This window comes from Fusobacteria bacterium ZRK30, assembly GCA_024628785.1.
In the GTDB taxonomy this organism is placed as follows: Bacteria; Fusobacteriota; Fusobacteriia; order Fusobacteriales; family Fusobacteriaceae; genus Psychrilyobacter.
The window spans coordinates 561,955-588,329 of sequence record CP102404.1 but is presented as its reverse complement, the minus strand read 5'-3'; the positions used below and the strand labels follow the sequence as shown (position 1 = coordinate 588,329).

Annotated in this window: 22 protein-coding genes; 10 read left to right on the top strand and 12 right to left on the bottom strand. The window is 33.3% G+C overall.

Translation table 11 applies throughout. The features are described 5' to 3' along the window. Positions 1-184: 184 nt before the first annotated feature. Positions 185-346: a hypothetical protein gene (locus NRK67_02850; GenBank protein UUV16859.1), complete on the bottom strand. Its 162-nt coding sequence runs from the start codon at positions 344-346 to the stop codon at positions 185-187. Positions 347-493: 147 nt separating this feature from the next. On the opposite strand from NRK67_02850, the gene NRK67_02845 reads away from it, so the two are divergent. Then, complete coding sequence (locus NRK67_02845; GenBank protein UUV16858.1) at positions 494-1,255, top strand: DeoR/GlpR family DNA-binding transcription regulator; 762 nt, start codon at positions 494-496, stop codon at positions 1,253-1,255. 231 nt (positions 1,256-1,486) lie between these two features. Next, positions 1,487-2,410, top strand: coding sequence for a GGDEF domain-containing protein (locus NRK67_02840; protein UUV16857.1), 924 nt, complete (start codon positions 1,487-1,489; stop codon positions 2,408-2,410). A 95-nt stretch (positions 2,411-2,505) separates the two neighbouring features. On the opposite strand, the gene NRK67_02835 is transcribed toward NRK67_02840, so the two are convergent. The 4 genes from NRK67_02835 to NRK67_02820 form a co-directional block, all read right to left on the bottom strand. Continuing rightward, the gene (locus NRK67_02835) at positions 2,506-3,459 is read right to left on the bottom strand and encodes a GTP-binding protein (GenBank protein ID UUV16856.1); all 954 of its coding nucleotides are present in this window, start codon (positions 3,457-3,459) and stop codon (positions 2,506-2,508) included. A gap of 36 nt (positions 3,460-3,495) precedes the next feature. Further along, the gene (locus tag NRK67_02830; protein ID UUV16855.1) at positions 3,496-3,726 is read right to left on the bottom strand and encodes a thioredoxin family protein; all 231 of its coding nucleotides are present in this window, start codon (positions 3,724-3,726) and stop codon (positions 3,496-3,498) included. Positions 3,727-3,738: 12 nt separating this feature from the next. Next, complete coding sequence (locus NRK67_02825; GenBank protein ID UUV16854.1) at positions 3,739-4,710, bottom strand: permease; 972 nt, start codon at positions 4,708-4,710, stop codon at positions 3,739-3,741. A gap of 157 nt (positions 4,711-4,867) precedes the next feature. Next, entirely contained in the window at positions 4,868-5,011 is a 144-nt protein-coding gene (locus NRK67_02820) for a hypothetical protein (GenBank protein UUV16853.1), read from the bottom strand. Positions 5,012-5,281: 270 nt separating this feature from the next. Here NRK67_02820 and NRK67_02815 point away from each other — a divergent pair, with 270 nt between their 5' ends. Beyond that, on the top strand, positions 5,282-6,916 hold the full coding sequence (locus NRK67_02815; GenBank protein ID UUV16852.1) for a SulP family inorganic anion transporter: 1,635 nt from the start codon (positions 5,282-5,284) through the stop codon (positions 6,914-6,916). Positions 6,917-7,054: 138 nt separating this feature from the next. Here the strand turns inward: NRK67_02815 and NRK67_02810 are convergent, their stop codons facing one another. Further along, on the bottom strand, positions 7,055-7,264 hold the full coding sequence (locus NRK67_02810) for a hypothetical protein (GenBank protein ID UUV16851.1): 210 nt from the start codon (positions 7,262-7,264) through the stop codon (positions 7,055-7,057). Between the two features lie 209 nt (positions 7,265-7,473). Between NRK67_02810 and NRK67_02805 the strand changes: the two genes are divergently transcribed. Both NRK67_02805 and NRK67_02800 read left to right on the top strand, forming a co-directional pair. Further along, the gene (locus tag NRK67_02805) at positions 7,474-8,124 is read left to right on the top strand and encodes an OmpA family protein (GenBank protein UUV16850.1); all 651 of its coding nucleotides are present in this window, start codon (positions 7,474-7,476) and stop codon (positions 8,122-8,124) included. A 141-nt stretch (positions 8,125-8,265) separates the two neighbouring features. Continuing rightward, complete coding sequence (locus NRK67_02800; GenBank protein ID UUV16849.1) at positions 8,266-8,844, top strand: class I SAM-dependent methyltransferase; 579 nt, start codon at positions 8,266-8,268, stop codon at positions 8,842-8,844. A 61-nt stretch (positions 8,845-8,905) separates the two neighbouring features. Here NRK67_02800 and NRK67_02795 read toward each other — a convergent pair whose 3' ends face one another. From NRK67_02795 to NRK67_02785, 3 genes are all read right to left on the bottom strand, one after another. Then, positions 8,906-10,291, bottom strand: a complete 1,386-nt coding sequence (locus tag NRK67_02795; protein ID UUV16848.1) for a tryptophanase — start codon at positions 10,289-10,291, stop codon at positions 8,906-8,908. A gap of 279 nt (positions 10,292-10,570) precedes the next feature. After that, positions 10,571-11,176, bottom strand: a complete 606-nt coding sequence (locus tag NRK67_02790; protein UUV16847.1) for a phaC PHA synthase — start codon at positions 11,174-11,176, stop codon at positions 10,571-10,573. 251 nt (positions 11,177-11,427) lie between these two features. Continuing rightward, a complete protein-coding gene (locus tag NRK67_02785) occupies positions 11,428-11,991 on the bottom strand; it encodes a phaC PHA synthase (GenBank protein UUV16846.1) in 564 nt (187 codons plus the stop codon). Between the two features lie 201 nt (positions 11,992-12,192). Here NRK67_02785 and NRK67_02780 point away from each other — a divergent pair, with 201 nt between their 5' ends. From NRK67_02780 to recQ, 4 genes are read left to right on the top strand one after another with little or no spacing between them, the layout of a single operon-like run. Then, positions 12,193-14,154, top strand: a complete 1,962-nt coding sequence (locus NRK67_02780) for a hypothetical protein (GenBank protein UUV16845.1) — start codon at positions 12,193-12,195, stop codon at positions 14,152-14,154. 12 nt (positions 14,155-14,166) lie between these two features. Beyond that, positions 14,167-16,071: an SUMF1/EgtB/PvdO family nonheme iron enzyme gene (locus tag NRK67_02775; GenBank protein ID UUV16844.1), complete on the top strand. Its 1,905-nt coding sequence runs from the start codon at positions 14,167-14,169 to the stop codon at positions 16,069-16,071. After that, complete coding sequence (locus NRK67_02770; protein ID UUV16843.1) at positions 16,071-16,946, top strand: mechanosensitive ion channel; 876 nt, start codon at positions 16,071-16,073, stop codon at positions 16,944-16,946. Before NRK67_02775 ends, NRK67_02770 begins: the two co-directional genes overlap by 1 nt. Before the next feature lie 48 nt (positions 16,947-16,994). Then, a complete protein-coding gene (gene recQ / locus NRK67_02765) occupies positions 16,995-18,920 on the top strand; it encodes a DNA helicase RecQ (GenBank protein ID UUV16842.1) in 1,926 nt (641 codons plus the stop codon). A gap of 118 nt (positions 18,921-19,038) precedes the next feature. Here recQ and NRK67_02760 read toward each other — a convergent pair whose 3' ends face one another. The 3 genes from NRK67_02760 to hutH all read right to left on the bottom strand — a co-directional run bounded on the left by NRK67_02760 (position 19,039) and on the right by hutH (position 24,958). Then, positions 19,039-20,637 (bottom strand): ATP-binding cassette domain-containing protein, encoded by a 1,599-nt coding sequence (locus NRK67_02760; GenBank protein ID UUV16841.1) that lies wholly within the window; start codon positions 20,635-20,637, stop codon positions 19,039-19,041. A gap of 709 nt (positions 20,638-21,346) precedes the next feature. Next, positions 21,347-23,371, bottom strand: a complete 2,025-nt coding sequence (locus NRK67_02755) for a urocanate hydratase (protein UUV16840.1) — start codon at positions 23,369-23,371, stop codon at positions 21,347-21,349. Between the two features lie 54 nt (positions 23,372-23,425). Continuing rightward, entirely contained in the window at positions 23,426-24,958 is a 1,533-nt protein-coding gene (hutH, locus tag NRK67_02750; GenBank protein UUV16839.1) for a histidine ammonia-lyase, read from the bottom strand. 344 nt (positions 24,959-25,302) lie between these two features. On the opposite strand from hutH, the gene hutG reads away from it, so the two are divergent. Beyond that, the gene (gene hutG / locus NRK67_02745) at positions 25,303-26,349 is read left to right on the top strand and encodes a formimidoylglutamase (GenBank protein UUV16838.1); all 1,047 of its coding nucleotides are present in this window, start codon (positions 25,303-25,305) and stop codon (positions 26,347-26,349) included. The last annotated feature ends 26 nt before the right edge of the window (positions 26,350-26,375 follow it).

The following is a 26,375-nucleotide window of genomic DNA, read 5'->3' as shown; positions in this document are numbered from 1 at the left end:
TATTTAATGTAAAAATTGATCTCTTTATCCTAGCATTTATAAGGATGTTTTACTAGATATATTCTATTTTCCTATAATTTTTTTATTTTTATTATAATATTAATATATAAATAACCTGTGGGATAGAAACTAAGGTACAATTTCTATTCCACAGGTTATTGTTTTAACTTCCAAACTAAATTTTTTAATAAAGTTTTAACTTCATGGCAATTGTTACATCCTCTTCTCCCACAAGGCTGTATCCTTCTTTCATAAGTTTTTTTACCCTATATCTGTTATAGATATAAGGGAACGATAAATTAAGGGTTACTACCTCACCATTACTAGACATTAAATTAATTTTCATTAGATCCTCCTTTTTAAGATGTTTCGATAAATTTCATTTAGTTTCTTTTGATTGTATTTTATTTCATTTAGTTTCAAAAGTCAAGAAAAAATTATTTTTTTATAAAAAATTATGATATAATCAAATAAAAAAACAGGAGGGATTTAAATGTTTGCACAGGAAAGAAGATTAGAAATATTAAAGATCCTTATGGATAAAACAAAGGTAAGAGTAAAAGAGTTAAGCCTTACCTTCGATGTAAGTGAAGTAATAATACGAAAGGATTTGAAACTTTTAGAGGAAGAGGGTAAATTAGAAAGAACCCATGGAGGAGCCATATTAAAAAAAGAGATCCCTGCAGATATCTCCCTTAATCACAGAAAAGTCGTTAATTTAGGAGGGAAAAAAAAGATAACCAATAAACTCTACAAGATTATAGAGGAAGAAGAGATAATATTCTTAGATTCTTCTAGTACAAATCTTATGCTTGCTGAAAAATTGGCTGAATCCCCTAAAAAAATTACAGTAGTAACCAATATGCTGGATATCATGAAATGTCTGGACGGAGTAGATAAGATTGAGCTTATCGGGATCGGTGGGACATATCACAGTGTTTTGGGAACTTTTTTAGGAGGACTAGCCCTGGATTCAGTCCGTAAAATTAATACACAGAAACTTTTTTTAGGAGGAGCAGGAATCGATGTTCAAAAGGGCAATATTAGTATCTTTGATTCTAATGAAGTAACCTTAAAGAAAGCCATGATTCAAATGGCCTCAAAGGTCTATTTTGTATGTGAAAAAGATAAATTTTACTCCTATGGAATATATAACTTCGGGACTATAGACGATTTGGATGCTATAGTGGTCGATGAAAAACCTGAAAAACAATTTGAAGAAAAATTAAGGGAAAATGGTGTGGAAATTATTTAGAAAAAATAATATTAAGGAGCTCTTAAGAAATTGAAGAAGATAAAAGTGTTGTAATTTTAAATCTTTAAAAAATAATTAAATGATATTTCCTCTAGATCACTTACAGTTAATATTTTTTTTTTAATTATTCTAATTTGAATTATATTGCAAAAATATAATATACTGTTATTACATATAAATAACCGGTATTAATAATATAAAATTTTAATACTTACTTAGGGAGGAAATAACTTGAATATCGAAAAATTAAAAAAATCTGAAAATTTTCTTGAAGTTCTCATGGATAATCTAGAGAGTAATATAATGGTAGTAAATCAGGATATAAAGGTAGAATCCGTAAATCCTTTTCTTAAAAATATGCTCCATAAAGATTTAAATCAGATAGAGGGAAAAAAATGTGGAAATGCCCTTGGGTGCCGTCATGCCGTCGAAGAGGGGAAAAATTGCGGTGAAACTACTTTCTGCAGTACCTGTAACCTCAGAAAGACCATCATTTCAACCCTTGCTGACAGATCCAACCACTCGGGAAATGTTCTTTCCAGAGAATTTTATATGAATGGCGAAAAGAAAAAAAAATACTTTCTCTATTCCTGCAAACACGTTAAATTTAATAGTGACGATATGGCTCTTCTCATCATGAACGATGTAACCGAATTAGAGGAAAATAGGAGAAAGATGGAAAAAATGGCCTTAACCGATGATCTTACTGGTCTTTTTAACAGAAGATATATCTTCAATTTCTTATCAGATGAAGAACTTCAAGTGAAAGGATTTTCTATCATCATGGGAGATGTCGATCACTTCAAAAAAATAAATGATAGTTATGGCCATCCTTTTGGGGATGTTGTATTAAAAAAAGTTGCTAATATAATAAAAGATGTTATTGGGGAAAAAGGGCTAGCCGCTCGATTTGGAGGAGAGGAATTTCTTATAGTCCTGCCTGATATGACATCCAAAGATGCTTATTTTTATGCTGAGCAATTGAGAAAAAAAATAGAAACTCTCAAAATAAATGACTATTCATCAAGAACTACCATTAGTTTAGGAGTAGCAGAGTATCTGAAGGGGCAGGATATAAGTGAAGTTATTAAAACTGCCGATAAACTCCTCTATCTGGCTAAAGAATCCGGCAGAAATATAACTAAAGTTAAATAAAAGAGTAACGTAAGGTTACATCCCATTAGTAATAATAATAAAGCCAAGAATTGAGATCTTGGCTTTTTTTTATTCCGAACTAATTTTATTAGCTCCTATCCATTCATCATCTTCATCTCTGCTGTGGTATTTTTCTTCCACGCACTGATTATTCCTTTTAATATCTGAGGTACACTCATTCCTTCTATTTTTTTAGTCAGAAAGACAAGGGTAGATTCATCCCATCCTTGGGCACTTTTCTCCATATCTATCATACTTCCTACCATATCAACCTTCATCATGTCTCCCTCTATCTGAGTAAACCCCTTTACCCTGTAAACCATAGGACCTATCTCTTCTAAAAAATTATTTAGTTCAGTATGAGAAACTTCCGATTTAATATTCATAGTAAATGTTTTTGGTTTTGTATCTACAGTATTCGTAGTTTTCTTTTTTATGGTATTTTGTAAAAAATCTCCTTCCCTCTTAAAGAATTCTATTCCTATCTTTCCAAAAGTTGTTCTATGAATATCAGCATCAGGGTTTATAAGTGCTATTTTATCCCTTATAACAGTGGTATCCTCTACAAGATCAGATTTATTTATTACTACCATATGAGCCTGTTGTATCTGATTGGATATAGCCTCTATTCCATCTACCTCAGCTAAAAATGTTCTTGCATCTACAATACATATTGCTCCTGAATAGATATACGGATTATCTTCTACCTTCATATATGCCTTTAAAGCCTCTAAAATTTCTCCTATATTAGATGGATCTGCTAATCCCGACCCCTCTACAAATACCCTGTCCACATCTGTTTCGGATATCCTTGCAAGCTCAGTAACAAAATTAATTTGAAGACAGCTGCAGAAAATAGATCCTCTGTTGATCTCTGAAAGTTCTATATCAAATTCTTTTAATAAACTTCCATCTATCCCAGTTTTCCCGAATTCATTCATAATAACGGCATTTTTACTTTGAGACAGATCCTTTAAAATTCCCTTTAATGTGGTAGTTTTTCCTGCTCCTAAAAACCCTGTAAGCAGATAAAGTTTTTTCTTTTTCACTATTGTTTCCCCCTTTTTATACAATCAATAATTTTACTATTTAATAAAATTTATTATCTCTTCGATCTGAGCAACTCTCCCAGTCAATACTACCTCTCCATCGATAACAAGAGCTGGACTACTCATCACCCCAAAGGACATTATGGATACAATATCCTCCACTTTTTCCACCACTGCATCCTTACCGGCCTGTGAAAGAGCCTTTATTACATTATCATATAAGTCGTCACATTTTTTACACCCTGTTCCCAATACCTTTATTTCCATTTTTAATCCCCCCTATATAATCATATTAAATAAATATCCAACTGCTATTATCCCCACTCCTGTTATCCCTGTGAATACAGTTATTAATTTAGGCTTTATAACCTTTCTCAAAAGGATCATCTCAGGAAGTGACAGAGCTGTGGTTGCCATCATAAATGCCATTGCCGTTCCCATCCCTACCCCTTTATTTATAAGGGCTTCCGCAATTGGGATAGTCCCCATTGCATTTGAATAGAGAGGAATAGCCACAACTGTCGCAAACAATACTGCCAGTGGATTTTCAGGCCCTGCATACTTTGAAAGGATCTCTTCAGGAGCCCATCCATGGATGAGAGCCCCTATTCCTATTCCTATAAGGAGATATTTCCATATCCTTCCAACTATATCTTTTACATTGGATTTAGCAAATGCTATCCTCTCCCTTTTAGAAAGAGTTTTTATGACCGTATCTCCCATCTTTATTTTATATACATATTCCTCTACGTACCTTTCCAATTTTAGAAGGTGAATTATATATCCCCCTACCACTCCCAATACTACTCCTGAAAATACATAGTATCCGGCTATTTTCGGTCCGAAAGTTCCCAAAAGAATCACAAAAGCAGCTTCATTTACTATAGGAGAAGTTATCAAAAAAGAAAAAGTTACACCAAGGGGTATCCCCCCTTCTATAAATCCTATGAAAAGCGGGACACTGGAACATGAGCAAAAAGGTGTTACTATTCCTAAGAGACTGGCAGCCACATGAGCCTTGAATCCACCTAATTTCTCCAGTATTTTTTTGGTTCTTTCTACAGAAAAATAACTTCTCATATACGATATTATAAATACCATCATTGAAAGAAGTATTAAAATTTTTATAGTATCATAGATAAAGAAATGAACGGAGCCGCCGAATCTTTCTCCTGTATCTACTCCAATCCTATTCAGAATCCATGTTGTTCCCTGATCCAGCCAAGCAAAAGAAAATATATATTTTAGCACGACTAACTCCCCCCTCATCATATAAGTTTATAAGCAATTACTAATATAGTTATATACTATAAAAATATTTTTTGCAAATAATTTTATATTTTTCACAAGGAAATCAGAGATCTATTTATAAAAAAAGATCTCTAACACTTTTAGAGATCTTTTTCTTTTAATTTTCTTTTGATTTCAACATCTCTTTCATACAGCTTACAGGTGTTCCTTTCTCAAGATGAAAATTTATACACTCACAGCACTTCCCGTGTCTGGAGCAATCTACATTTGTGCATGTACATGTTTCTTGGTTACAGCTCATTTTTATCCCCCTGTTATTTTTAAAATTTCTAGAGTTTCTTTCAAAACTTTCAATAAAAGAATAACATATGAATATTTTTCTGTCGATAATTTATCTAAAATAAAAAAATTTGAACTATTCTTTTATTTATTTGACAATAATGGACTTGTATCTGTATAATATTAGCGATTTAAGCAAATTTTAATTAGAAATTAATTAAATGTGAATTTTTGATTTTTATTTCAATTATTCATACTTATTCAGGATAAAATTATTTTAGGAGGCTAAAAAATGGAACATGTATTTAATCCAAAGCTATTCACTTTATTTAAAGGAGGTCTCGATAAAAAGCAAGTCACTTCTGACATATTAGCTGGAATTGTTGTTGCCATTGTTGCCTTACCTCTTGCCATCGCCTTTGCAGTTGCTTCAGGAGTTTCACCGGAAAGGGGAATAATAACATCAATCATTGCAGGATTCATCATCTCTTTCCTTGGGGGAAGCAGAGTACAGATAGGGGGGCCAACAGGAGCTTTTATTGTTATTGTATTTGGTATCGTAGAAACATATGGTATCAATGGTTTAATTATTTCATCCATTATGGCCGGAATAATATTAATAGTATTTGGGATATTAAAATTAGGAGGGTTGTTAAAATATTTTCCTAATTCTTTGATCATTGGGTTTACAAGTGGAATTGCATTAGTTATTTTTTCAACACAAATAAAAGATGCACTGGGTTTAAATATTACCAAGGTTCCATCTGAGTTTATTGAAAAATGGAAACTTTATTTTACACATATAGATGAAATAAATATGACCGCTGTAACTGTCACAGTGATCACCATATTAATAACTATTTTTTCAAAAAAATTAGTAAATAAAATACCAGGCTCATTTATTGCAATCATAGTAATGACAATGGGGGTACAGTTATTCGATCTTCCAGTTACTACAATAGAGTCATCATTTGGGGAGATTCCAAATCATTTTAACTTTACAGTACCATCCTTTGCTTTCAGTGATTTAGCTATATATATAGGCCCTGCCATTACCATAGCCTTACTGGGGAGTATTGAATCTTTACTCTCTGCCGTTGTTTCCGACGGGATGATAAGCGGAAACCACAGATCCAATACAGAACTTATTGCACAGGGGATAGCAAATATAGTTACTCCATTCTTCGGAGGTATCCCTGCAACAGGAGCTATTGCAAGGACAGCTACCAATGTAAATATCGGTGGACGAACCCCTATCTCAGGAATAGTTCACTCTATAACACTACTATTAATTATGCTTTTATTCGGCAGATGGGCAAAATTAATTCCAATGTCTTGTCTTGCCGGAGTATTAATTGTTGTAGCTTTCAATATGAGTGAATGGCGTTCATTCAGATCGATACTGAAAGGATCAATTTTTGACATTATTATTCTGCTTTCGACTTTCATATTGACTGTTTTGGTTGATTTAACAGTGGCTATACAGGTTGGAATAGTTTTGTCGGCACTATTATTTATGAAACGGATGGCTGATATTAGCGGGAAAATACCCCTTGAAATTGACAGTGATCTAATTGAAGATTATTCAAAATTACCTAAAGATATTTCGATCTATGAGATAAGCGGTCCGCTTTTCTTTGCATCAGTAAAGGAGTATACAGAGGTAATAAAAAGAATAGGGTTAAAGAGTAAAGTTTTGATAATCCGTATGCGTCATGTCCCTTTTGTTGATTCGACTGGTCTGGAAAACCTTAAAGGTGTCATAAAGATATTAAAAGACTACGGTGTAACAATTGTTTTATCTGGAGTTAATGAATCTGTTTTAAAAGATTTTGAAAAACATCAATTGATTTCACTGGTCGATAAATCCAATATCCATAACTCCTTTGAAAAGGCTATCGACTACTCAAAACAACTATTAAAATAAGTTGTAACTCAACCTTCTGCCCTTTCCTTAGCGGCTTTAGATTTAAGATAATTCTATCTTGCTGAAGATTCTTAATAATAAATAAAGGTCTAAAACTTTTCCATTATCTGGGAAAAGTTTTAGACCTTTTATATTTTTTTATTTAGTTGTGATAACTCCCTTTTCATATGAAATTTTCATCTTTTTATCGGTCAGAGGTATATTCTGGGTAAGTGTTCCTGTAAATAGCTTCTCTTTATAATAAAGTTTCCCCCCTCTAAGTTCTAACTTAGAATCACCTAGTTCAACCTCTTTTCCCATACATGATGTAAATATCAAAGCAATACATAATACCAAAATTTTTTTCATGAATTTCTCCCTTTTTATCAAAATAATTATTTTTTCCCTTAATTAGTTTACCAGTTTCTATCTAAAAGGACAAATTCTCTTAATTTGAAATAACACAATTTGAGTTTATTATCTGTGATTTTAAATTTATTCTTGAATTTAGATTTATTACGTAATATAATAATTAGATCTCTTTTAGAGAAAAATTTTTAAAAAATGGGGTAATTAAATTGAAAAAAAAAATATCATTATTATTATTAGGTGTTATAGCTATCACAGGGTGTAAAAGTATCGACCCATATACAGGTGAGGAAAAGTTCAGCCAAACCAGTAAATATGCTCTAGGTGGAGTTATCGCAGGAGCAGCAGCAGGGCAAATAGCAGGAAAAGACACAGAATCAACATTAACAGGAGCAGCAGCAGGAGCTTTAGCAGGGGCTGGACTGGGTTATTATTTTGACAGACAGGAGGCAGCTCTGAGAGCAGAACTTCAAAAAACAGGAGTTTCTTTAAAAAGAGTTGATAATAAATTACAGCTTGTTATGCCAGGAAACTTAACTTTTAATAGCAGCAGCTCAGATGTTAGAAGCAATTTCTACGAAGTCCTAGATTCGGTATCTAAGGTATTGAACGAATATGATAAAACTGATGTATTTGTTTCAGGACATACAGATAACACAGGTAAAGATTCTTACAATATGACTTTATCCAAAAATAGAGCAGACAGTGTTGCAAAATACCTTAAATCAAGAGGAGTACAAAAAACTAGGATCACAAGCGAAGGTTTAGGTTCTAAATACCCTATAACTTCTAATTCTACTTCACAGGGAAGAGAAAATAATAGAAGAGTTGAAATAGAAATAATAGCAAAAAAAGGCTAATTTTTATGTTCTCTCTTAAATAAATTAATCATTTAAGAGATTTGATTCCTGTAAAATACAAGACTCAAATCTCTTAATTTTTATAGAATAAGTTATATTAAAATATTTATATGATTCTTACTAAGAAAAGGAGGAGGAATAATGGGAAATAAATGCTGTTATGATTTTTTTATGGACCCTATAGAGAAAAAATTTTTAACTAAACTTCGAAAAAAATTATTATCTAAAGCTGAGGGCAAAATTTTAGAGATTGGTTCGGGAACAGGAGTAAATTTTGAATTATATGGGAAACATGATGTTGTTGCCATTGAACCAGACGAAAAATTAAGAACAGAATCATTGAATAAAGTAAAGAATAATAAAATAAAAGTTATTTCAGGAGATGCAGAAAATTTAGAATTTAAAGACAATGAATTTGATACAGTAGTTGTGATGCTGGTTCTTTGTACAATTCCTGATAATAAAAAAGCACTTCTGGAAATTAGGAGGGTTTGTAAGGCTGGCGGAAAGATCCTAGTCTTAGAACATATCAAACACAAGAATAAAATTTTAGCTGTGATCCAGGATATCCTGACTCCAGTATGGAAAAAAATAGCTATGGGGTGCCATTTAAACAGAAAAACTGTAGATATTATAGATGCCCTGGGATTTAAGATAGTTCAAAAAGAATACTATATAGGAAATAATTTTGTCCTTTTGGAGATTCTTAACAATAAATAAAGGTCTGAAATTTTTCCTGAGAATGGAAAAATTTCAGACCTTTCATACTTTTTTCTTATTATTATTTCACCGGTTTTAATTTAGCTGTAAAGTGTCTTAGGATTTTTGGTTCTTCCTCAATCTCATACCCCTTTATTTCATCTCTTCTCTTATAGATATTAATCAAGGCCTTAGCCACTACATCCATATGATTATTAGTATATACCCTCCTAGGAATAGTTAATCTCAGTAGTTCCATAGCAGATTCCAACTGCTCTCCTGTATCTGGGTCATTTCCCAATAAAAATGATCCAATCTCTACCCCTCTAACACCAGCTTCCCTATATAATTCTATACAGAGTGCCTGAGCAGGAAAATTATAATAGGGTATGTGAGGTAAAAACTTCTTGGCATCCACAAAAACTGCATGACCTCCTACAGGATTTTGTATAGGGACTCCTCCTTCTGAAAGCAGTTTTCCAAGGTATTCAACCTGCCCTATTCTCGATGCCAAATATGATTCCTCTATAACCTCTGTAAATCCAACGGCTAAAGCATCCATATCTCTCCCTGAAAGTCCTCCATAGGTAGGGAATCCTTCAATAGGAACAACCATGGCCCTGACACCATTAAATAGTTCTAAATCTTCCTTTATAGCAATCAGCCCACCCATATTCACAATCCCGTCTTTTTTAGCACTCATGGTAATGGCATCTCCATAGGAAAAAACCTCTCTTACAATCTCCACAATAGAACAGTGCCCATACTCTTTCTCTCTTTTTTTTATAAAATAGGCATTTTCTGCAAACCTGGCAGAATCAAAGATTATTTTAATTCCATATCTGTCGGCTATTTTCTTAGTTTCTTTTATATTTTTTAGGGAAACAGGCTGTCCTCCGGCACTGTTGCAGGTAATTGTAATTATAATAAAAGCAATATTTTCTGAGCCTTTTTCTAATATGATACTTTCTAAACGGTCGTTGTCCATATTCCCCTTGAAGGGATGATCGAGGGCAGTGTCATAGGCTTCTGGGATCACGCAGTCAATAGCTCTCCCACCCTTTAATTCCACATGTGCCTTAGTTGTATCAAAGTGCATATTGGATATGCTATACTGGCCTTTTTTTATCAAAAGGGGGAAAAGTACATTTTCTGCACCCCTACCCTGATGGGTTGGGACAAAATATTTATACCCTGTAATATTTTGGACTGATTTTTCCAGTCGATAAAAACTCCTGCTTCCTGCATAGGATTCATCTCCTAACATCAGGGCTGACCATTGGTGATCGCTCATGGCTCCAGTTCCAGAATCAGTGAGAAGATCTATAAAGATATCTTCGGCCTTCAATCCAAATTGATTATAGCCTACTTCTACTATCCTTTCCTCCCTTTTCTCCTTAGAGATAAGACTGATCTTTTCTACCATCTTTATCTTATACGGTTCAGCTAATGTCGAGTATTCACACATATTTCCCCTCCTAAAATATTTTATTAAATAACTATTAAATATTATTTCAGTTTTTTATATCATACCCTATATATTCTCTCTTTTATCTGCCTATCCTTTATTATAATTCTAAAAATTAATTGAAAAAAAAAGCAAAGTGACATTGCATACAATTAGTAGTAATAGAAAAATTTATAAGCTTTAATTTATCAATAAATTTTAGAAATACCCCAAAAATAAAAATAAGTCTATCTGTCACAGGCAGATAAACTTATTTTTATTTTAATTATTTAAGAGGTCTTACAGTCTTCCATCTATATTAAAAAATGGGAAAACCGGGAAAAATCCATTTTTTGCAAAGTTAATAAATCCTACTTGAACACCTTGTAAGTCATTGGTAAAGTTAACAAAACCAAGTTGAAAAGTAGTTTTTTCTGCATAATTCACAAAACCAATATCAACTATAGACTCTCCCTGGTTAAAGTTGATCCCTCCTAAATTAATCACTGATTTCTTCTGGTTAAAGTTAACAAATCCCCACTGTAAACCTGTAAAATCATTGGTATAGTTAACAACTCCTAAAGCTACACCTGTAGACTGTCCCAAATGAATGTTAGCTGCACCTATACCTACACCTGTAAATGAATTATTCACCTTATTAGCTCCAATCCAAAATGGACTTAACTGTACCCCTTTAAAGTTATCAGTTTCACCTAAAGCTAAAATATTTATGTCCAAACCGCTCATATTGGTATTTTTTCCATAAAGCAAGTTAAGTCTTACCCCTTTTACAGTTTGATCTGCCGGCATATTAGTTCCTGGTACTCCCAATTGAAATGGAGTTTCTGCAAAGGTCATGGTAGAAATTAACCATATCATCCCCAATAAAATTTTAATTCTTTTCATATTTTTCCTCCTAATTTTGTGTTTTAAATATTGTACTACGTATTTAAAAAAAGTTACAGATTATCTCAATAAAAAAAGCAACGTTACTTTGCATCCATACAGGTAAAAACTAAATTTTTACTGCAAATTCTTATGTTCACGAAATATACTATTATCTCTAGATATTTTATGACTCCCTTGCGGTATACTTACTAGATAATAAAAAAAGTGCCTCTATTAATCATTAGAGACACCCTTTAAAAATTTAAATTCTAGAATATTCTTCCATCGATATTAAAGAATGGGAATATTGGTAAAAACCCAGTTTTAGCCATGTTGATTAGACCTATTTGTACTCCAGTAAGATCATCTGTCATATTGAAAACACCTAATTGGAATGTAGTTCCCTTTGAGATATTAACAAAACCAATATCTGCTGTTGTTCTTCCATCAGAAATATTTGCTGCTCCCCATTGAAGACCTTTTACATTATGAGTCATATTTACTGCTCCTAAAATAGCTCCTGTAGATTCCCCACCATGGATATTTGCTAAACCAAATCCAACTCCTTTAAATGAATTATTAACCTTGTTCGCTCCAATAAATAATAGAGGGAATTGTACCCCAGTAAAATTATCAGCTTCTCCCAAAGCTAGAATAGGAAGATCTAACCCACTAACATTGGCAGTCTTACCGTAAAGTAAGTTTAATCTTAATCCGCTGACATCTTGAGAAGCCGGCATCTGATTATCCAATACGTTAAATTGGAATCCAGTTGCAAATGACATACTAGATAACAAAAATAACATTCCTAATAAAATTTTAACCCTTTTCATATTTCTTACCTCCTAAAAATTTGTTTTTTCATACTTCCATAACACTATACTATGAATTCCAGATTAATCCTACAATAAAATAAAAAAATTATATCGGTATTAATCCCAGTAAATATAGTGTAAAATAATATATAAAAATATATATTATTGCCGTAAATTAACACCTATCAAAACATAGATTAAAATTACAAGGGGGTTACCATGAAAATACTCATAGAGGGAGACACTAAATCTGGAAAAACAACCCTCCTAAAAAAAAATTATATTCAAATGATCAATAGTGGTATAGATTCAAATAAAATTTTAGTACTCATTGCAAACAGGATGGAAGCTATAAAATTTAAAGAGAATTTAACTTTGGAATTTTCCAGCGAAAACAGGATCTATTCCTATTTTGGATTTGTTCAGCATGAATTAAATAAATTCTGGCCGGTAATCCTAAAAAAAAGTAAAAAAATTCATAAACTAAATATAACCCCAACTTTTATGACCTTTGAAGCCTCTCAGTGCCTCATGGGAAAAACAGTGGAATATTATAGAAAACAAGGTTTTTTAGGAGAGTTAAATATTTCTAATGAAGAGATCTCAAAGAAACTCCTATCCAATATCTTAGATGCATCCCTAAATAATCTTGTATATACTAAGATTGGCGACAGATTAAAATCATTTGGTGAAGTTCAAAGGGGTGAATTATATGATCAAATGAACATAACCATCGATAAATATATGGAAAAAACATTGGAGAATGGAAGTTTTGATTATGGAACCTCTATCTACCTGTATAACAATTTTCTTTTAGAAGATGAGTTTTACTTAGATAATTTTAAAAGTAATACTTCCTATCTTTTAGTCGATTCAGGTGAGATAGGATCAATAGCAGAAGTCGACTTTATAGATAAGATTAAAGAATATTTAAAAGGTCTCATTGTTACTCTAAATACAGACGGGCCCTATGGAATCCACAGTTATTCCACAGGCTACTTAGAAAAAACAATAATAAATTCAGAATACAAAAGAATAAAATTAGACATCAGAAATCTGGAAACCAATAAATTTTTAGACCGATTAGAGGAAAAAATCTATTCCTATGAAACCATAGAAGGTCTTCCGAAGCTCCATCTGGATATAGAAAACGAATATAAAAGTATAAACAACAAAAAGGTTATTAAAAAGGTTTTAGAGCTCCTAGATGATTCTGTATCACCAGTAGATATATCGGTAATTGTTCCTCAAAATGACTTGGTATTGGAGTTTGCCTTAGAAAAGATAAGTCAGGAAAGAGGGTTTAAATATATGAATATAGGAAGAAATGAGAGAATTTTAGATAATCCCTATGCCTATATCTTGGTTACAACCAGTATATTATTCTATGAATTTAAAGAAATAAATTTAAATTTTGACGAAATTAAGGTATTTTTCAATCTTGCTCTGGGATTGGATTCCATCAGAAGTGCACTTCTGGCTAATTATATAGGAAGCCGCAGCAGAGACAGGTATAGACTGATCAATATAGACAGTCAGGAGATCAGAAAACGAATCCCTCAACAAAATATAGATAAATATGATAAAATAAGAGGAATATTTAATGAAATTCCTAAAGATATTGAGTTATATGATTTTTTTGAAACTCTATATATTGAACTTATTGCAGGTGAAGAAGAGTTTTTTAAGAATATAAAGGGATGCAGAGAGTTAATTGACTCATCTAAAAAATTTATTGAAACTCTCCATAATTTTGAAAATATCAAGGACCTTAACTATGAATTTATAAAGTTTTTACGGGATGGTGCCAAAGCATCGGAAAGTTTGATAGAGTTAGATGAAAGGTTAAACGGAGAATACCTCTCTATATCAACCCCCTATGCCTATATAAACTCTGGAAGAGACTCGAAATATCAAATTTGGACAGACATAAGAAATAAAAATTTTATTCCGGATACAAAAAATATCCTTCAAAATTCATGGGTACTTTCTAAAACTTGGAAGGGTGACAGGTTCTCCATAGAGGACCAGTTTTATATTGAAAAAATAAATACCATGGGGATTCTTCGAAGACTGATGAAGTCTTGTCACGGGGATATATATGTGTACGGATCTAAATATTCCAGCGGAAGCCACGGACAAGGAGGACTCCTCTATAACGGATTCAAAAAAATTAAATAAAGGAGATTAGTTATGAAATATATAAGAAAAATCGGGATAATATTATCCTTATTGATATTGTTTGGATTTTCATATGGACAGGAGGGTTTTAAGGCAAAATCCATGAAGATGATCCTGAATAAGACCACAGCTTTAGCCGATGGACAAGATGAGATAAGGATTACCTATAGGATAGAGGATGATAATGGTGTCCCCCTTAGAAATATCGATAAAAAAGAAGTAAATCTTCTGATTGATGGAGTTGAAAGCAGTGAATTTATCCTGAGATCCAACGAGGATAAAACTTTTGAAATAACTCTGATCTATGGAAATCTCAAAACAAAAACCAAAGTAAAATTTATAAAAGAAAATAAACAATTAAAGATCTCCCTTTCTAAATCAAGAATTTTAGCTGATGGAATCGATGAAATAATTATAGGAACCACAGATGACCAGGGAAATAAATGGAATGACAGTGTAATCCTCTATATAAATGGAAAAGAAGTTTCCACTAATCTGTTTAAAACAAAAAACACAGGAAAGTATACAGTCATTGCCAGATCCGGGAAATTTGAAAGTGAGAAGGGAAAAATAACTGCATATGAAAAAATTAATACTTTAAATTTAAAGGCAGATAAAGTTGATCTCCTCGCCAATGGAGTAGATCAAATAAGCTTTACCTTGGATGGAAGGGATCAGAATGGAATAACTCGGAATATAGATGATTTTACCCTGGTAGATCCTCAAGGAAAAAATATATCTGAAACAAAATCATTGACTACAAAAAATCCAGGTAATTACAGGGTTAGAGCTCTTTATAAAGGGGAGTATTCCAATTATATAACCTATATTTCTGAACTGCCTAAAAAGTTCAATGTAGTTTCACACTACCCAGTAGGGGAAACCATAAATTTAAATACTGTGATAGAGGTCGCACTAAATATAGAGCCTAAAAATTATAAGGACAGTTTAGAAGTTTTATTGGATGGAAGGCCTATTTCAGGCAACCTTACATACGAGAAAAACTCTAAATCACTGAGATTTATACCTGATCAGCCGTTAAAATTAAATACAACATATAAGGTAAAACTAAAAAAATCTATTACAGGAGTCGATGAAAATAAATTAAAAAATGATTTCACCTTTGAATTTGAGACGACTTCTAGAAAAGATCTAGAAACAGTTAAAGTCGAAAGAGGTTCATTTATACTAGGAGACGAGACTAGTAAACTGTGGAAGTTTTCATCTCCTACACAGGAGGCCTTTATCCAATATGATTACTTTATCGGGAAAACACCAGTGACTTTTGATATCTACGATCAATATACCAGAGATATGAGGCTGCCCCTTGTAGATGATAATGGCTGGGGACGTAAGACTAGACCAGTTATTAATGTTACTTGGAATGACACTATAGGGTTTTTAAATTGGTTATCCAAAAAAGAAAATCTGCCGCCGGCCTATGATAAAAATGGGAATCTTATCGATTCAGACGGGAATAGAACCCGGGATATAACTAAAGTTACAGGATATAGACTGCCCACTGAGATTGAGTGGGAATTTGCCGGGAAGGGAGGTATAAAATCTAGACCTACCCTATTCAGCGGATCAAATGATGTAGGAGCAGTAAGCTGGTATTCCGACAATTCAATGGATAAAACTCATGAAGTAGCCACAAAAATGCCAAATGAATTAGGAATCTATGATATGAGCGGAAATGTCTGGGAGTGGATTAATGACAATAGCGGTGTTTATTCAGGAATAGAGAGGATAAACAGTATAGGACCTAAGTATGGATCGTTAAAAATATTAAGAGGTGGTTCATTTAACAGTATAATGAGTGATACTCAATTAACCTTCAGAGATGAACTTTCTCCCAATACCAAGGATATCTATTATGGATTTAGAATTGCAAGAACAATTAAGGAGAAAAAATAATGACAGAACAAAATACATTTTTAAAAAAAATATATGAATTACTTACCGATACCGACAGATTTGCAGGACTTATTGAACAAATCATCTTATTTTCTGTACGGGCAATTATTGCAGTTTTAGTCTTTCTTATCTTTAGAAAAATTATAGATACTCTAATGAAAAAATATGAACAATTGGATAGAAAAGACTCTAATAAATCCCTACATACTTTTTCCAGATCGATCTTGAGATTATCTTTAAATTTTATAGCTATCATGATTGCACTTCTGATAATAGGTGTAAAACAGACTGCTTTTGTAGGACTTCTAGGAGGTGCAGGTTTAGGTATTGGTTTAGCACTGAAAGACACACTGGCAAATTTTGCCGGCGGAGTCATATTAATAGTATTTAAAGCCTATGAAATAGGTGATTTTATAGAAATTGACGGTCAGAGCGGGAGTGTCCACGAGATAAATGTTTTTGCTACAACACTGAATACAATAGATAATAAGAGGATCCTGGTTCCAAATGGTCTGGCTACTTCCCATCAAATAATAAACTATACAAAGAATAAGATGAGAAGGGTAGATCTTTTATTTGGAATCTCTTATAACGATGATTTCAAAAAGGCTATAAAAATATTGACAGAGATAGCCGAATCTCACCCTCAAATTTCACAGAGGGTAGATAAGACCATTAGGTTGAGGGAGTTAGCTGATAGTTCAGTAAACATTACCTTTAGAGTTTGGTGTAAATCTGAAGATTATTGGGGAGTCTACTACGATGTCATGGAATCAGCAAAACTTAGGTTTGATGAAGATGGTATAAGTATTCCATTCCCGCAGATGGATATCCATATGCACAATCCAGAGAAAGAAATTGCACCTAATAATTAATAACAATGATAATATATATAATATGTAACCCAAAGAAAGAGGTAGATTATGTTAAAAAAAGCTGAGAAGGTATTGTTTCAATATTTTGGATATAAAAAATTTAGAACCAATCAAGAGGAGATCATCTCCTCTATTTTGGATGGAAGAAATCTTTTAGGTATAATCCCAACCGGCAGCGGAAAATCTATTTGTTATCAGATTCCGGCATTACTCTCACCTAAACTTACCATAGTCATCTCTCCTCTGATCTCCCTCATGAAAGATCAGGTAGATACCCTTAAGATCTCTAATATCCCTTCTGCTTTTATAAACAGCTCTCTCTCAAAGGAGGAATATGTAGATATCATCAGGCAGTTACGGCAAAACAAACTGAAACTTCTTTATATAGCTCCTGAAAGGCTTCTCAATGCTAAGTTTACAAATCTGCTGGCTGGTCTTCAGATAGGAATGGTTGCTGTAGATGAGGCCCACTGTATATCCCAATGGGGACATGATTTTAGAAAATCTTATCTGGAGATCCCTAAATTTATTGAAAAATTGGGCCAGAATATACAGATAACTGCATTTACTGCTACAGCTACTCCAAAGGTAAAGGAAGATATCATAGACCTATTAGAGATGAGCAATCCTAAGATATTTGTAGGAGGCTTTGACCGAAAGAATCTATTCTTTAAAGTAGTAAAAAATGAAGATGCCGAATCATTTTTAGTAGATTATTTAGATACCCATAGGAAAGCTCCCGGGATCATCTATGCTTCTACACGAAAAGAAGTAGATAACCTCTATGCCTATCTGAGATTAAAGCATTTCAGTGTTGGAAAATATCACGCAGGACTAACCGATGAGGAACGTAAAAAATTCCAGAATAAATTCATAACTGGAGATATCAGAGTTATGATTGCAACTAATGCCTTTGGTATGGGGATCGATAAATCCAACGTAAGATTTGTTATCCACCGGAATATCCCCAAGGATATTGAAAGTTACTACCAGGAAGCTGGTCGTGGCGGCCGTGATGGTGGGCAGGCAGAGTGTATCTTGATGTTTTATCCTGAAGATATTGGCACGCAAGAATTTTTTATAGATATGAATAGGGATCTCTCTCCGGAGTTAAAGAGAAATAAATTAAAAAAATTAGATAAGATGGTAGCCTATACTGAGATAAAATCTTGTTTACGAGAATATTCATTAAAGTATTTTGGTGACAGGAGGATAAAAAATTATTGTGGGAATTGCAGTAATTGTACTGGTCTAAAGGATGTTGAAAATAATACTGTAGACACACAAAAAGTCCTCTCATGTATCGGTAGATCCAAGGAAAACATTGGGATTAGGATGGTTATCCGTCTCCTGTTAGGTGAGATAAGTGATAAAATCACTAGAAAAGGATTGGATAAAATCTCAACCTTTGGGATTTTTAAAGATTATGATAAGAACCTGTTGGAGGAGTTTATCAACTACCTTATCTCTGAGGGATATATAGATCAAACAGCTGGATCCTATCCGGTACTTAAATTAAATGAAAAATCATTTGATGTTCTCAATGGGAATATTCAGGTGCTTCGAAAGAAAAATGAGGTTGTATCCTTTGATTATTATGAAAACCCTATCTTTGAAAGGTTAAATGAAGTACGGCGTGAGATCGCAGAAAAAGAGGGCATAGCTCCATATGTTCTCCTATCAGATGTGACCCTTATGGAATTGGCCGACAAAAAACCCATTAACAGATGGGAGATGTTAAAAATTAAGGGAATCGGTAACCAGAAATTTGAAAATTACGGGCAACAATTTTTAGATGTTTTGATCACAGAGGTGGAGATTGAAAATTTAAAAAATAACGGCATTCAGGAAAATTCAAAAGCCGATAAAAAATACCTGGTTGAAATAGAAAAGGTAAAATACCTTAAGGAAAGTTTAAACTTAAATATAGATGTAGAAGAGTTAGCTCAGGCTATAAGTGAGATATTCTTCTAACCCTTTCCCTTTTGCTTTGTAAAATTATTTAGAGGTAATATAGGAAAAAGAGTCTAAAATTTAGACTCTTTTTTTCATTCTATAGTAATTCACCCTTTGAACTAATACCCACTAAACCTTATTTCAAAGTAATAATCTTATTTGCTACCCTTTCTACAAATAGATCATCATGCTCTATAAATAGAATAGTTGGATTGTATTTTAATATAGCTTTCTCAATTCTTGTACGGGTATGAAGATCCAAAAAATTTAATGGCTCATCCCATATGAAAAAATCTTTTTCTAAGTAGATGTTCAGTGCCATGTACAGTTTTCTAGTTTCCCCCTGACTGAGAAGGGATGTATCTTTACCGAGTAAGTTCCCCCGGATATCAAAAGCGGCTAAAAAAGGAGTAAATAACTTGATATCAATATTTGAATCGATCAGAAATTCCTCTAGTGTCATATCCTTCGGCAGAAGCTCCTGAGGAAGATAACCTATATTTATTCTGGAATCGATAAATATATTTCCAGTAAACTTTATCTGATTTAAAACAGCTTTAAAGATACTTGTTTTCCCGCTCCCATTGGGGCCGATAATCGCTACTCTTTCACCCCGGTCTATACTAAAGGATAAATTTGATATGATTTTTTTATCTCCATAGCTGATATCTAGGTTATCCACCCTTAAAATCTTTTGAGGCAAGAGTTTAACATCTTTAAATTTTATTTCATACTCTTTCTCAAAATTTTTAACTAGTTTTTTCTTAGCTTCAATGTGTTCACGAGCTTTTTTTTCATACCCTTTGGCGCTTTTCATAAGTGCCTTAGCCCTTACTCCTAAAAGTTCTAACCCACCTTTGCTTCCACTAGCAGGAGTTTTTGCCATCTTCCTCTGAGCTTTTTCAGCCCATTCAGATTTTTGTTTAAAGCTATCTTCTTTTTTCTTTATATTAGATTTTAGATTTTCATTTTTTTTCTTTTCTGATTCTAATAACTGTAGGTAGTTTTCTTCAAATTTAAAGAATGTTGTATTATAAATTTTAGCCTCTCTTTTACTGTGCAGATGAAGGATGTGATCTCCTACTGTATTCAAAAAATTCCTGTCATGGGATATACAGATAAATCCTCTCTTCTGATCCTTTAAATATTCTCCTATTAATTTTCTGGATTCAATATCTAAATGATTTGTCGGTTCATCTATAAGGGGGAAACTGTTTTTCTTTAAAAATAATGAGATTAACTGTATCTTTGTTTTTTCTCCCCCGCTGAGAGAGTTATAAAATCTATTTAAGATATTCAGATCTAATTTTATATTTAACAGCTCTTTTTCTATTAAATTTTCAATTTGATACCCGTCTAATTCCCGGTATTTTTCCTCGATTTCCCCATATTTAATCAAGTTATCTTCAGTTGGATCTAATAATAGCCTTTCCATCTCATCTTCATAGAGTTTATAGGGGGCTAAATTATCTTTGATAAACTCCAATACCCTGGTATTTCCCTCTGCTTTCTGCTGGAAAGAGAAGTTAAAAAATGTTTTATCACACTTTATCTTTCCTCCGTCTTTGATCAGTTCGCCATCTATTAGTTTTAACAGCGTACTCTTTCCCCTGCCGTTTTTTCCATAGATTATAGTTTTCCACGATGTATCAATCTCTATATTTAACTTGTTGAATATCTCCTTATAGGGATTCTCATAGGAAAAACTTAAATCTGTTATATTTATTTTATTCAAAATATCACTCACCTCATATTAATTTATTTTAGATAAATTAAGGCTATAATAAAACAGTGATATATTATTTTCTGCTTAAATTATAGTCCTATTACTGTAGTTTCCATATTTAAATCACCTCCGTCATATTCTTGTAACTTTTTCAATATACTAGTTATCCTTTCTTTTGTCAATTAAAAATATTGTGATCCTTAGATTCTTTGGATATTTTTTCTTTGAAAGAATCGCTATAGTTTTCTCTAATACTAGAGAAAACGCCAATAAGGATTATGGGCTACAATCCTCATTTCACTGTGGAACTTAATCTGTATATCACTCTTAGTAGAATAATTAATGTAAAAGCAGTATCGCCTTTAAAATTAAAGAGTGAAACTCAACGACTATAAATTTCAAAATAAAAGGTTAAAAAAATTTCAAAATTCTGTGTAATCTGTGACAAAGAAAAGTTTTGATTATCCTCCTCCTAGCTTCCTCCCTTCACATCGTAAAATCTACTTTTATTAAAAGTAAATTTTTCGCACTCATGAATCGAGAGAAATCAAGGCTGAGAATAAAAAAGAGTTTTTTTCTCTACGAGAGAGTGAAATTTCCTAGCAAGAACATTTTTTCCCACCTAAAAAGAGGTAGATTTCACTGAAATCTACCTCTTTTATATTATTAAAATTAATGTTTCATCCTAGCCCCTTAGGACAATAAAGGATAAAAAAACCTAGTTAAATTTCTTGGCTACTAAATTTTTAATCAAATCTTCACTTGGAATATAAGGCAGGGTAATATGATCTGTTCCTGCATTATTTTTATTATATTCCATAGATGTAGTGATAGAGTTCTTATTTCTAGCCCAGGCACGTCTGGCAACTCCTCCCATTACATCCCATGGCATAGCCTGATACAAGATGTCGTCGACTCTCTTAGAGCCGTCTAATACCATTCCAAATCCACCGTTGATAGATTTACCTATACCTACTCCACCACCATTGTGAAGAGCAATAAGACTCATTCCACGAGCTGCATTTCCGGCAAAACAATGGGTAGCCATATCTGCCATTATATTTGATCCATCCTTGATATTAGAAGTTTCTCTAAATGGTGAATCTGTTCCTGAAACATCATGATGGTCACGTCCAAGCATGATAGGACCAACCTCTCCATTTCTTACCATCTCATTAAATTTCAGTGCAATATTGGTTCTTCCCATGGCATCCTGGTATAAGATTCTGGCTTGAGTTCCTACTACTAATCCATTTTTATCAGCATCTCTCACCCAGATATAGTTATCTCTATCCTGATATCTTCTATTAGGATCGATACAACTCATAGCAGCTGCATCTGTTTTTAATAGATCTTCTTTTTTACCGCTTAGGCAGACCCATCTAAATGGTCCATATCCATAATCAAATAATTCAGGCCCCAATACATCTTCTACGTAAGAAGGGTAGATAAATCCACCTTTATCATCTCTACCATTTTTAGAGATCTCTTTTACACCGGCATCATAGACAGATTTTAAGAAAGCATTTCCATAATCAAAGAAATAAGTTCCCTTGTCTGTAAGTTTTTTAATTACATTATAATGACTAACCAGTGTTCTGTTTACCAATTCTATAAATTTGTCTTTATCCTCTGCTAATAGTCTAGTTCTTTCCTCAAAAGTGATCCCTTGCGGACAATATCCACCGTCATAGACTGCATGACAAGAAGTCTGGTCAGAAAGTAGATCTATATTTATATTGTTATCTGCTGCATACTCGAGTAAGTCCACGATATTTCCATGAAATGCTATTGCAGCAGGTTTTTCTGCTTTAAAATAATCCTGTACCTGGTCAAAGGCTTCCTTTGGAGAACGAGCTATACTAGATACCCATCCTTGTGAATGTCTGGTTTCTATCCTTGAATAATCTACCTCTGCAATTATTCCTACACCATTTGCAATCTCAACAGCTTTACCCTGGGCTCCTGACATTCCTCCTAATCCAGAAGTTACAAATAGTTTACCTTTTAAATCTCCATCCTGAGGTACTCCTAAGAATAATCTACCTGCATTTAAGATGGTAGAATAAGTCCCGTGAACTATCCCTTGCGGTCCGATATACATCCATCCACCGGCAGTCATTTGACCATAGTTTGCAACTCCTAATGCAGCTGCTCTGATATAGTTTTCATCGTCATCAAACATCCCTACCATAAGTGCATTTGTAATAATAGTTCTAGGTGCAGAAGGGTGTGATCTGAATAATCCCATTGGATGCCCTGATTGTATCACCAGTGTCTGATCTTGAGTTAATTCCTCTAAATATCTTTTAATCAATTGGTATTGCATCCAGTTTTGGCATACCTGCCCTGTTTCCCCATAAGTTACCAATTCATATGGATATAAGCAGATATCAAAATCTAAGTTATTATCCATCATTACTTGAAATGCTTTACCTTCCATACACTTACCTTTATATTCATCTATAGATTTCCCAGATAACCTTCCTTCTGGTCTAAATCTATACCCGTAAATCCTTCCAGTTTCATATAGTTCCTCTAAAAATTCAGGAGCCAGTTCAGCATGAAATTCTTCCGGTATATACCTCAATGCATTTTTTATAGCTAATTCCACTTCATCTTGAGACAATGTAAGATCTCTTTTAGGAGCTCTCCTGTATTTAGAATCAAATTTAGGAGTTTCCTTTGGTATATCAGTTAATTTTATAGTCATTGCATCTTTTATATCGTTATTTGTAAACATTATGATTATCTCCTTTTATTAGTTATAAATTTTTAATCCTTGATTTTTCTAAAACTATAGTAGTTTTCCTACTACTCCCTCTACTCTATCTATAATCTCTTTGCTAGAAATCAGCTCATAACACTTATTTATATATTTATACATCACTACATCTTCATCAATAAACTTCACATCTTCCCTGATAAAGTTATAAGCAATTTCAGTTCCTTTTCCTAAGAAGTTTTCCTCTCTAAGATCTATTGCCTGACAAGCTCCTAATATCTCCATAGCTATTACATTTCTTGCATTTTTCATAATATCTCTGGCTTTTCTACCTGCAATTGTTCCCATAGATACATGATCCTCTTGGTTTGCAGAAGATGGTATAGAGTCTACCGAAGCAGGATGTGCTAATACTTTGTTTTCTGATACCACTGATGCAGCACTATATTGTACAATCATAAATCCAGAGTGTACTCCTCCATATTTTGTTAAAAATGCAGGCAATCCGTTACTTAATGCAGGATTTACCAGTCTTTCCAGTCTTCTCTCAGAAACATTGGCTAATTCTGCCAATGCTATTCCCATATAATCCAGTGGCAGTGCCATAGGCTGTCCATGAAAGTTTCCTGCTGAGATAGCTTCCTCTGTTTCAGGGAAGATCAACGGGTTATCTGTCACAGCGTTTACCTCTATCTCTATTCTTTCCTTTATAAATCTTAGTGCATCCTTACTTGCTCCGTGAATTTGCGGCATACACCTAAGAGCATATGCATCTTGAACCCTTAAGTCTCCCTGTTTAGTAATCATCTTACTTCCGTCTATTAAGTTTATAAGGTTTTTAGCCGTATCTATCTGACCGCTGTGACCTCTTATCTCGTGTACCCTAGGGTCTAATGCACATTTAATTCCTGTAAGAGCTTCCATAGTCAATGCTCCTGCAATATCAGCTATCTTAGCTAAATTTAATGCGTCATAGATAGTCAAAACTCCTACAGCTGTCATAGCCTGAGTCCCGTTGATTAAAGCTAATCCCTCTTTAGAAGTCAAGTATGGCAATGGTTCTATTCCTGCCAGTTCAAGAGCTTTAATACTATCCATCCTTTCACCCTTATAGAAAGCTTCTCCTAATCCAAGCATTGTTAATACCATGTGAGATAATGGAGCCAAGTCTCCTGAAGCTCCCAGAGATCCCTTTTCAGGTACTACCGGGTGTACCTCTTTATTTAAAAGTTCAATTAATTTTTCCACAGTTAATAGTCTGATACCAGAATTCCCCTTTGTCAATGAGTTTACACGAAGGACCATCATGGCTCTTACAATCTCTTCTGCAAAGGGCTCTCCTACCCCGCAAGCATGACTTATAATAAGATTTCTCTGAAGATCATTTGTCTCTTCCTTTGAGATAACTACATCAGAAAATTTACCAAACCCAGTTGTGATACCATATGACACTCTCTCTTCAGCAACAAATTTATCTACCACAGCTCGGGCTGTATTGATTCTATCTTTTGCACCATTACCTAATTTCACCTTGAAGTTAAACCTAGCTACATTTACTATATCCTCTATGGATAATTTTTGATTATCAATTAGTATCTTTGACATTTTTCCCTCCTCATATTTCTTTGCTACTATTTTATTACTCTATTTAGATGTGAAAGTCAACCGAATAGTACTAAAGTAATACGATTTCTATTGTATAGAGTATAAATATGTCAGTAAAAATTGATTTTTCATGAAAAATGGAGTAAACTTTTGTTAGAAACTTATGTAAAAAAACAACGTAATACTAGGTCTAAACAAGTAAAATTTAGGTTTTTATAATTTTTATTTTATCTTAAAACCCTATGTTTATGTTGTAAAGTAATGGTTTTTGGTGATGCCCCTTGGGGGTATAATTTCCTAGATAATAAAAAAAATTCGCTCCAGGCGATTAGGGGGAAGAAAAATTGGAATTTTTAAAGAAATATAAGTATATAAATAAAGAGTTTTTTAGAAATTACCGAAGGGTAAAAAAAAATGTATGGAAAGGTAGAATCGACGGTGAGGATCACGATTCCCTCAGATGGCATCAGAACATTCAAGTTATTGACTTAGAAGAGAACTTAGAGGATCTTAAATTTGAAAACGCAGTCTGTTTCATTGGTTTTTCCAGTGATGAAGGGGTAGAAAGAAATAAGGGAAATGTAGGAGCTGCAGAAGGTCCAAATGCTATTCGTCGCGAGATGTGTAACTTCCCTAAAACCAGAGAAGATGTAACCCTCTACGATGCCGGAAATATATTCTGTATCGATGAAGATCTTGAAGGTGCTCAAAAAGCTCTATCTACTGCAGTATCTAAGATAATAGCCTTAGGGATGTTTCCAATAGTTTTAGGAGGGGGACATGAAGTAGCTTTCGGTACTTATAATGGTCTCCTAGATGTAGTCTCTAGATATCAAAAGAAACCAAAAATTGGGATAATCAACTTCGATGCACATTTTGACATGAGACCATATGAAGAACAAACCAGTTCTGGTACCATGTTTTTACAAATCGCTGATCAGTGTAAAGAGAGAGAATTAGATTTTTCTTACTTTGTGTTAGGGATTCAAAAATATGGAAATACAAGGTCCCTCTTCAAAACAGCAGATAAATTTGGAGTTAAATATATTTTAGCCCGGGATATCAATGACTATAAGGAATTAGAAGTAAAAAATAAATTAAATATGTTTATAGAGGAAAATGACCATATATATGTAAGTGTCTGCACAGATGTATTTTCATCTGCCTATGCTCCTGGAGTAAGTGCCCCTCAGCCCTTTGGAATCCACCCAAAATCAGGAAGGGAGCTCATAAGACATATTGCAGGAACTGGAAAAACAGTTACCTTTGATATAGCCGAAGTATCTCCAAGGTATGATTCTGGAAATATCACTTCTAAACTAGCTGCTATTTTGATCTTTGAGATAACAGATAATTTAGGCAGATTTTCATTAAAAGTGGAAGAAAAATAATACAATACCAAAAAGGAGGAGCTGAG

Excerpts from the sequence above, each read along its gene's own strand:
- NRK67_02850 (UUV16859.1), bottom strand. The coding sequence starts at position 346 with ATGAAAATTAATTTAATGTCTAGTAATGGTGAGGTAGTAACCCTTAAT.
- NRK67_02845 (UUV16858.1), top strand. The coding sequence starts at position 494 with ATGTTTGCACAGGAAAGAAGATTAGAAATATTAAAGATCCTTATGGAT.
- NRK67_02830 (UUV16855.1), bottom strand. The coding sequence starts at position 3,726 with ATGGAAATAAAGGTATTGGGAACAGGGTGTAAAAAATGTGACGACTTA.
- NRK67_02820 (UUV16853.1), bottom strand. The coding sequence starts at position 5,011 with ATGAGCTGTAACCAAGAAACATGTACATGCACAAATGTAGATTGCTCC.
- NRK67_02815 (UUV16852.1), top strand. The coding sequence starts at position 5,282 with ATGGAACATGTATTTAATCCAAAGCTATTCACTTTATTTAAAGGAGGT.
- NRK67_02810 (UUV16851.1), bottom strand. The coding sequence starts at position 7,264 with ATGAAAAAAATTTTGGTATTATGTATTGCTTTGATATTTACATCATGT.
- NRK67_02800 (UUV16849.1), top strand. The coding sequence starts at position 8,266 with ATGGGAAATAAATGCTGTTATGATTTTTTTATGGACCCTATAGAGAAA.
- NRK67_02795 (UUV16848.1), bottom strand. The coding sequence starts at position 10,291 with ATGTGTGAATACTCGACATTAGCTGAACCGTATAAGATAAAGATGGTA.
- NRK67_02790 (UUV16847.1), bottom strand. The coding sequence starts at position 11,176 with ATGAAAAGAATTAAAATTTTATTGGGGATGATATGGTTAATTTCTACC.
- NRK67_02785 (UUV16846.1), bottom strand. The coding sequence starts at position 11,991 with ATGAAAAGGGTTAAAATTTTATTAGGAATGTTATTTTTGTTATCTAGT.
- NRK67_02780 (UUV16845.1), top strand. The coding sequence starts at position 12,193 with ATGAAAATACTCATAGAGGGAGACACTAAATCTGGAAAAACAACCCTC.
- NRK67_02775 (UUV16844.1), top strand. The coding sequence starts at position 14,167 with ATGAAATATATAAGAAAAATCGGGATAATATTATCCTTATTGATATTG.
- NRK67_02770 (UUV16843.1), top strand. The coding sequence starts at position 16,071 with ATGACAGAACAAAATACATTTTTAAAAAAAATATATGAATTACTTACC.
- recQ (UUV16842.1), top strand. The coding sequence starts at position 16,995 with ATGTTAAAAAAAGCTGAGAAGGTATTGTTTCAATATTTTGGATATAAA.
- NRK67_02755 (UUV16840.1), bottom strand. The coding sequence starts at position 23,371 with ATGTTTACAAATAACGATATAAAAGATGCAATGACTATAAAATTAACT.
- hutH (UUV16839.1), bottom strand. The coding sequence starts at position 24,958 with ATGTCAAAGATACTAATTGATAATCAAAAATTATCCATAGAGGATATA.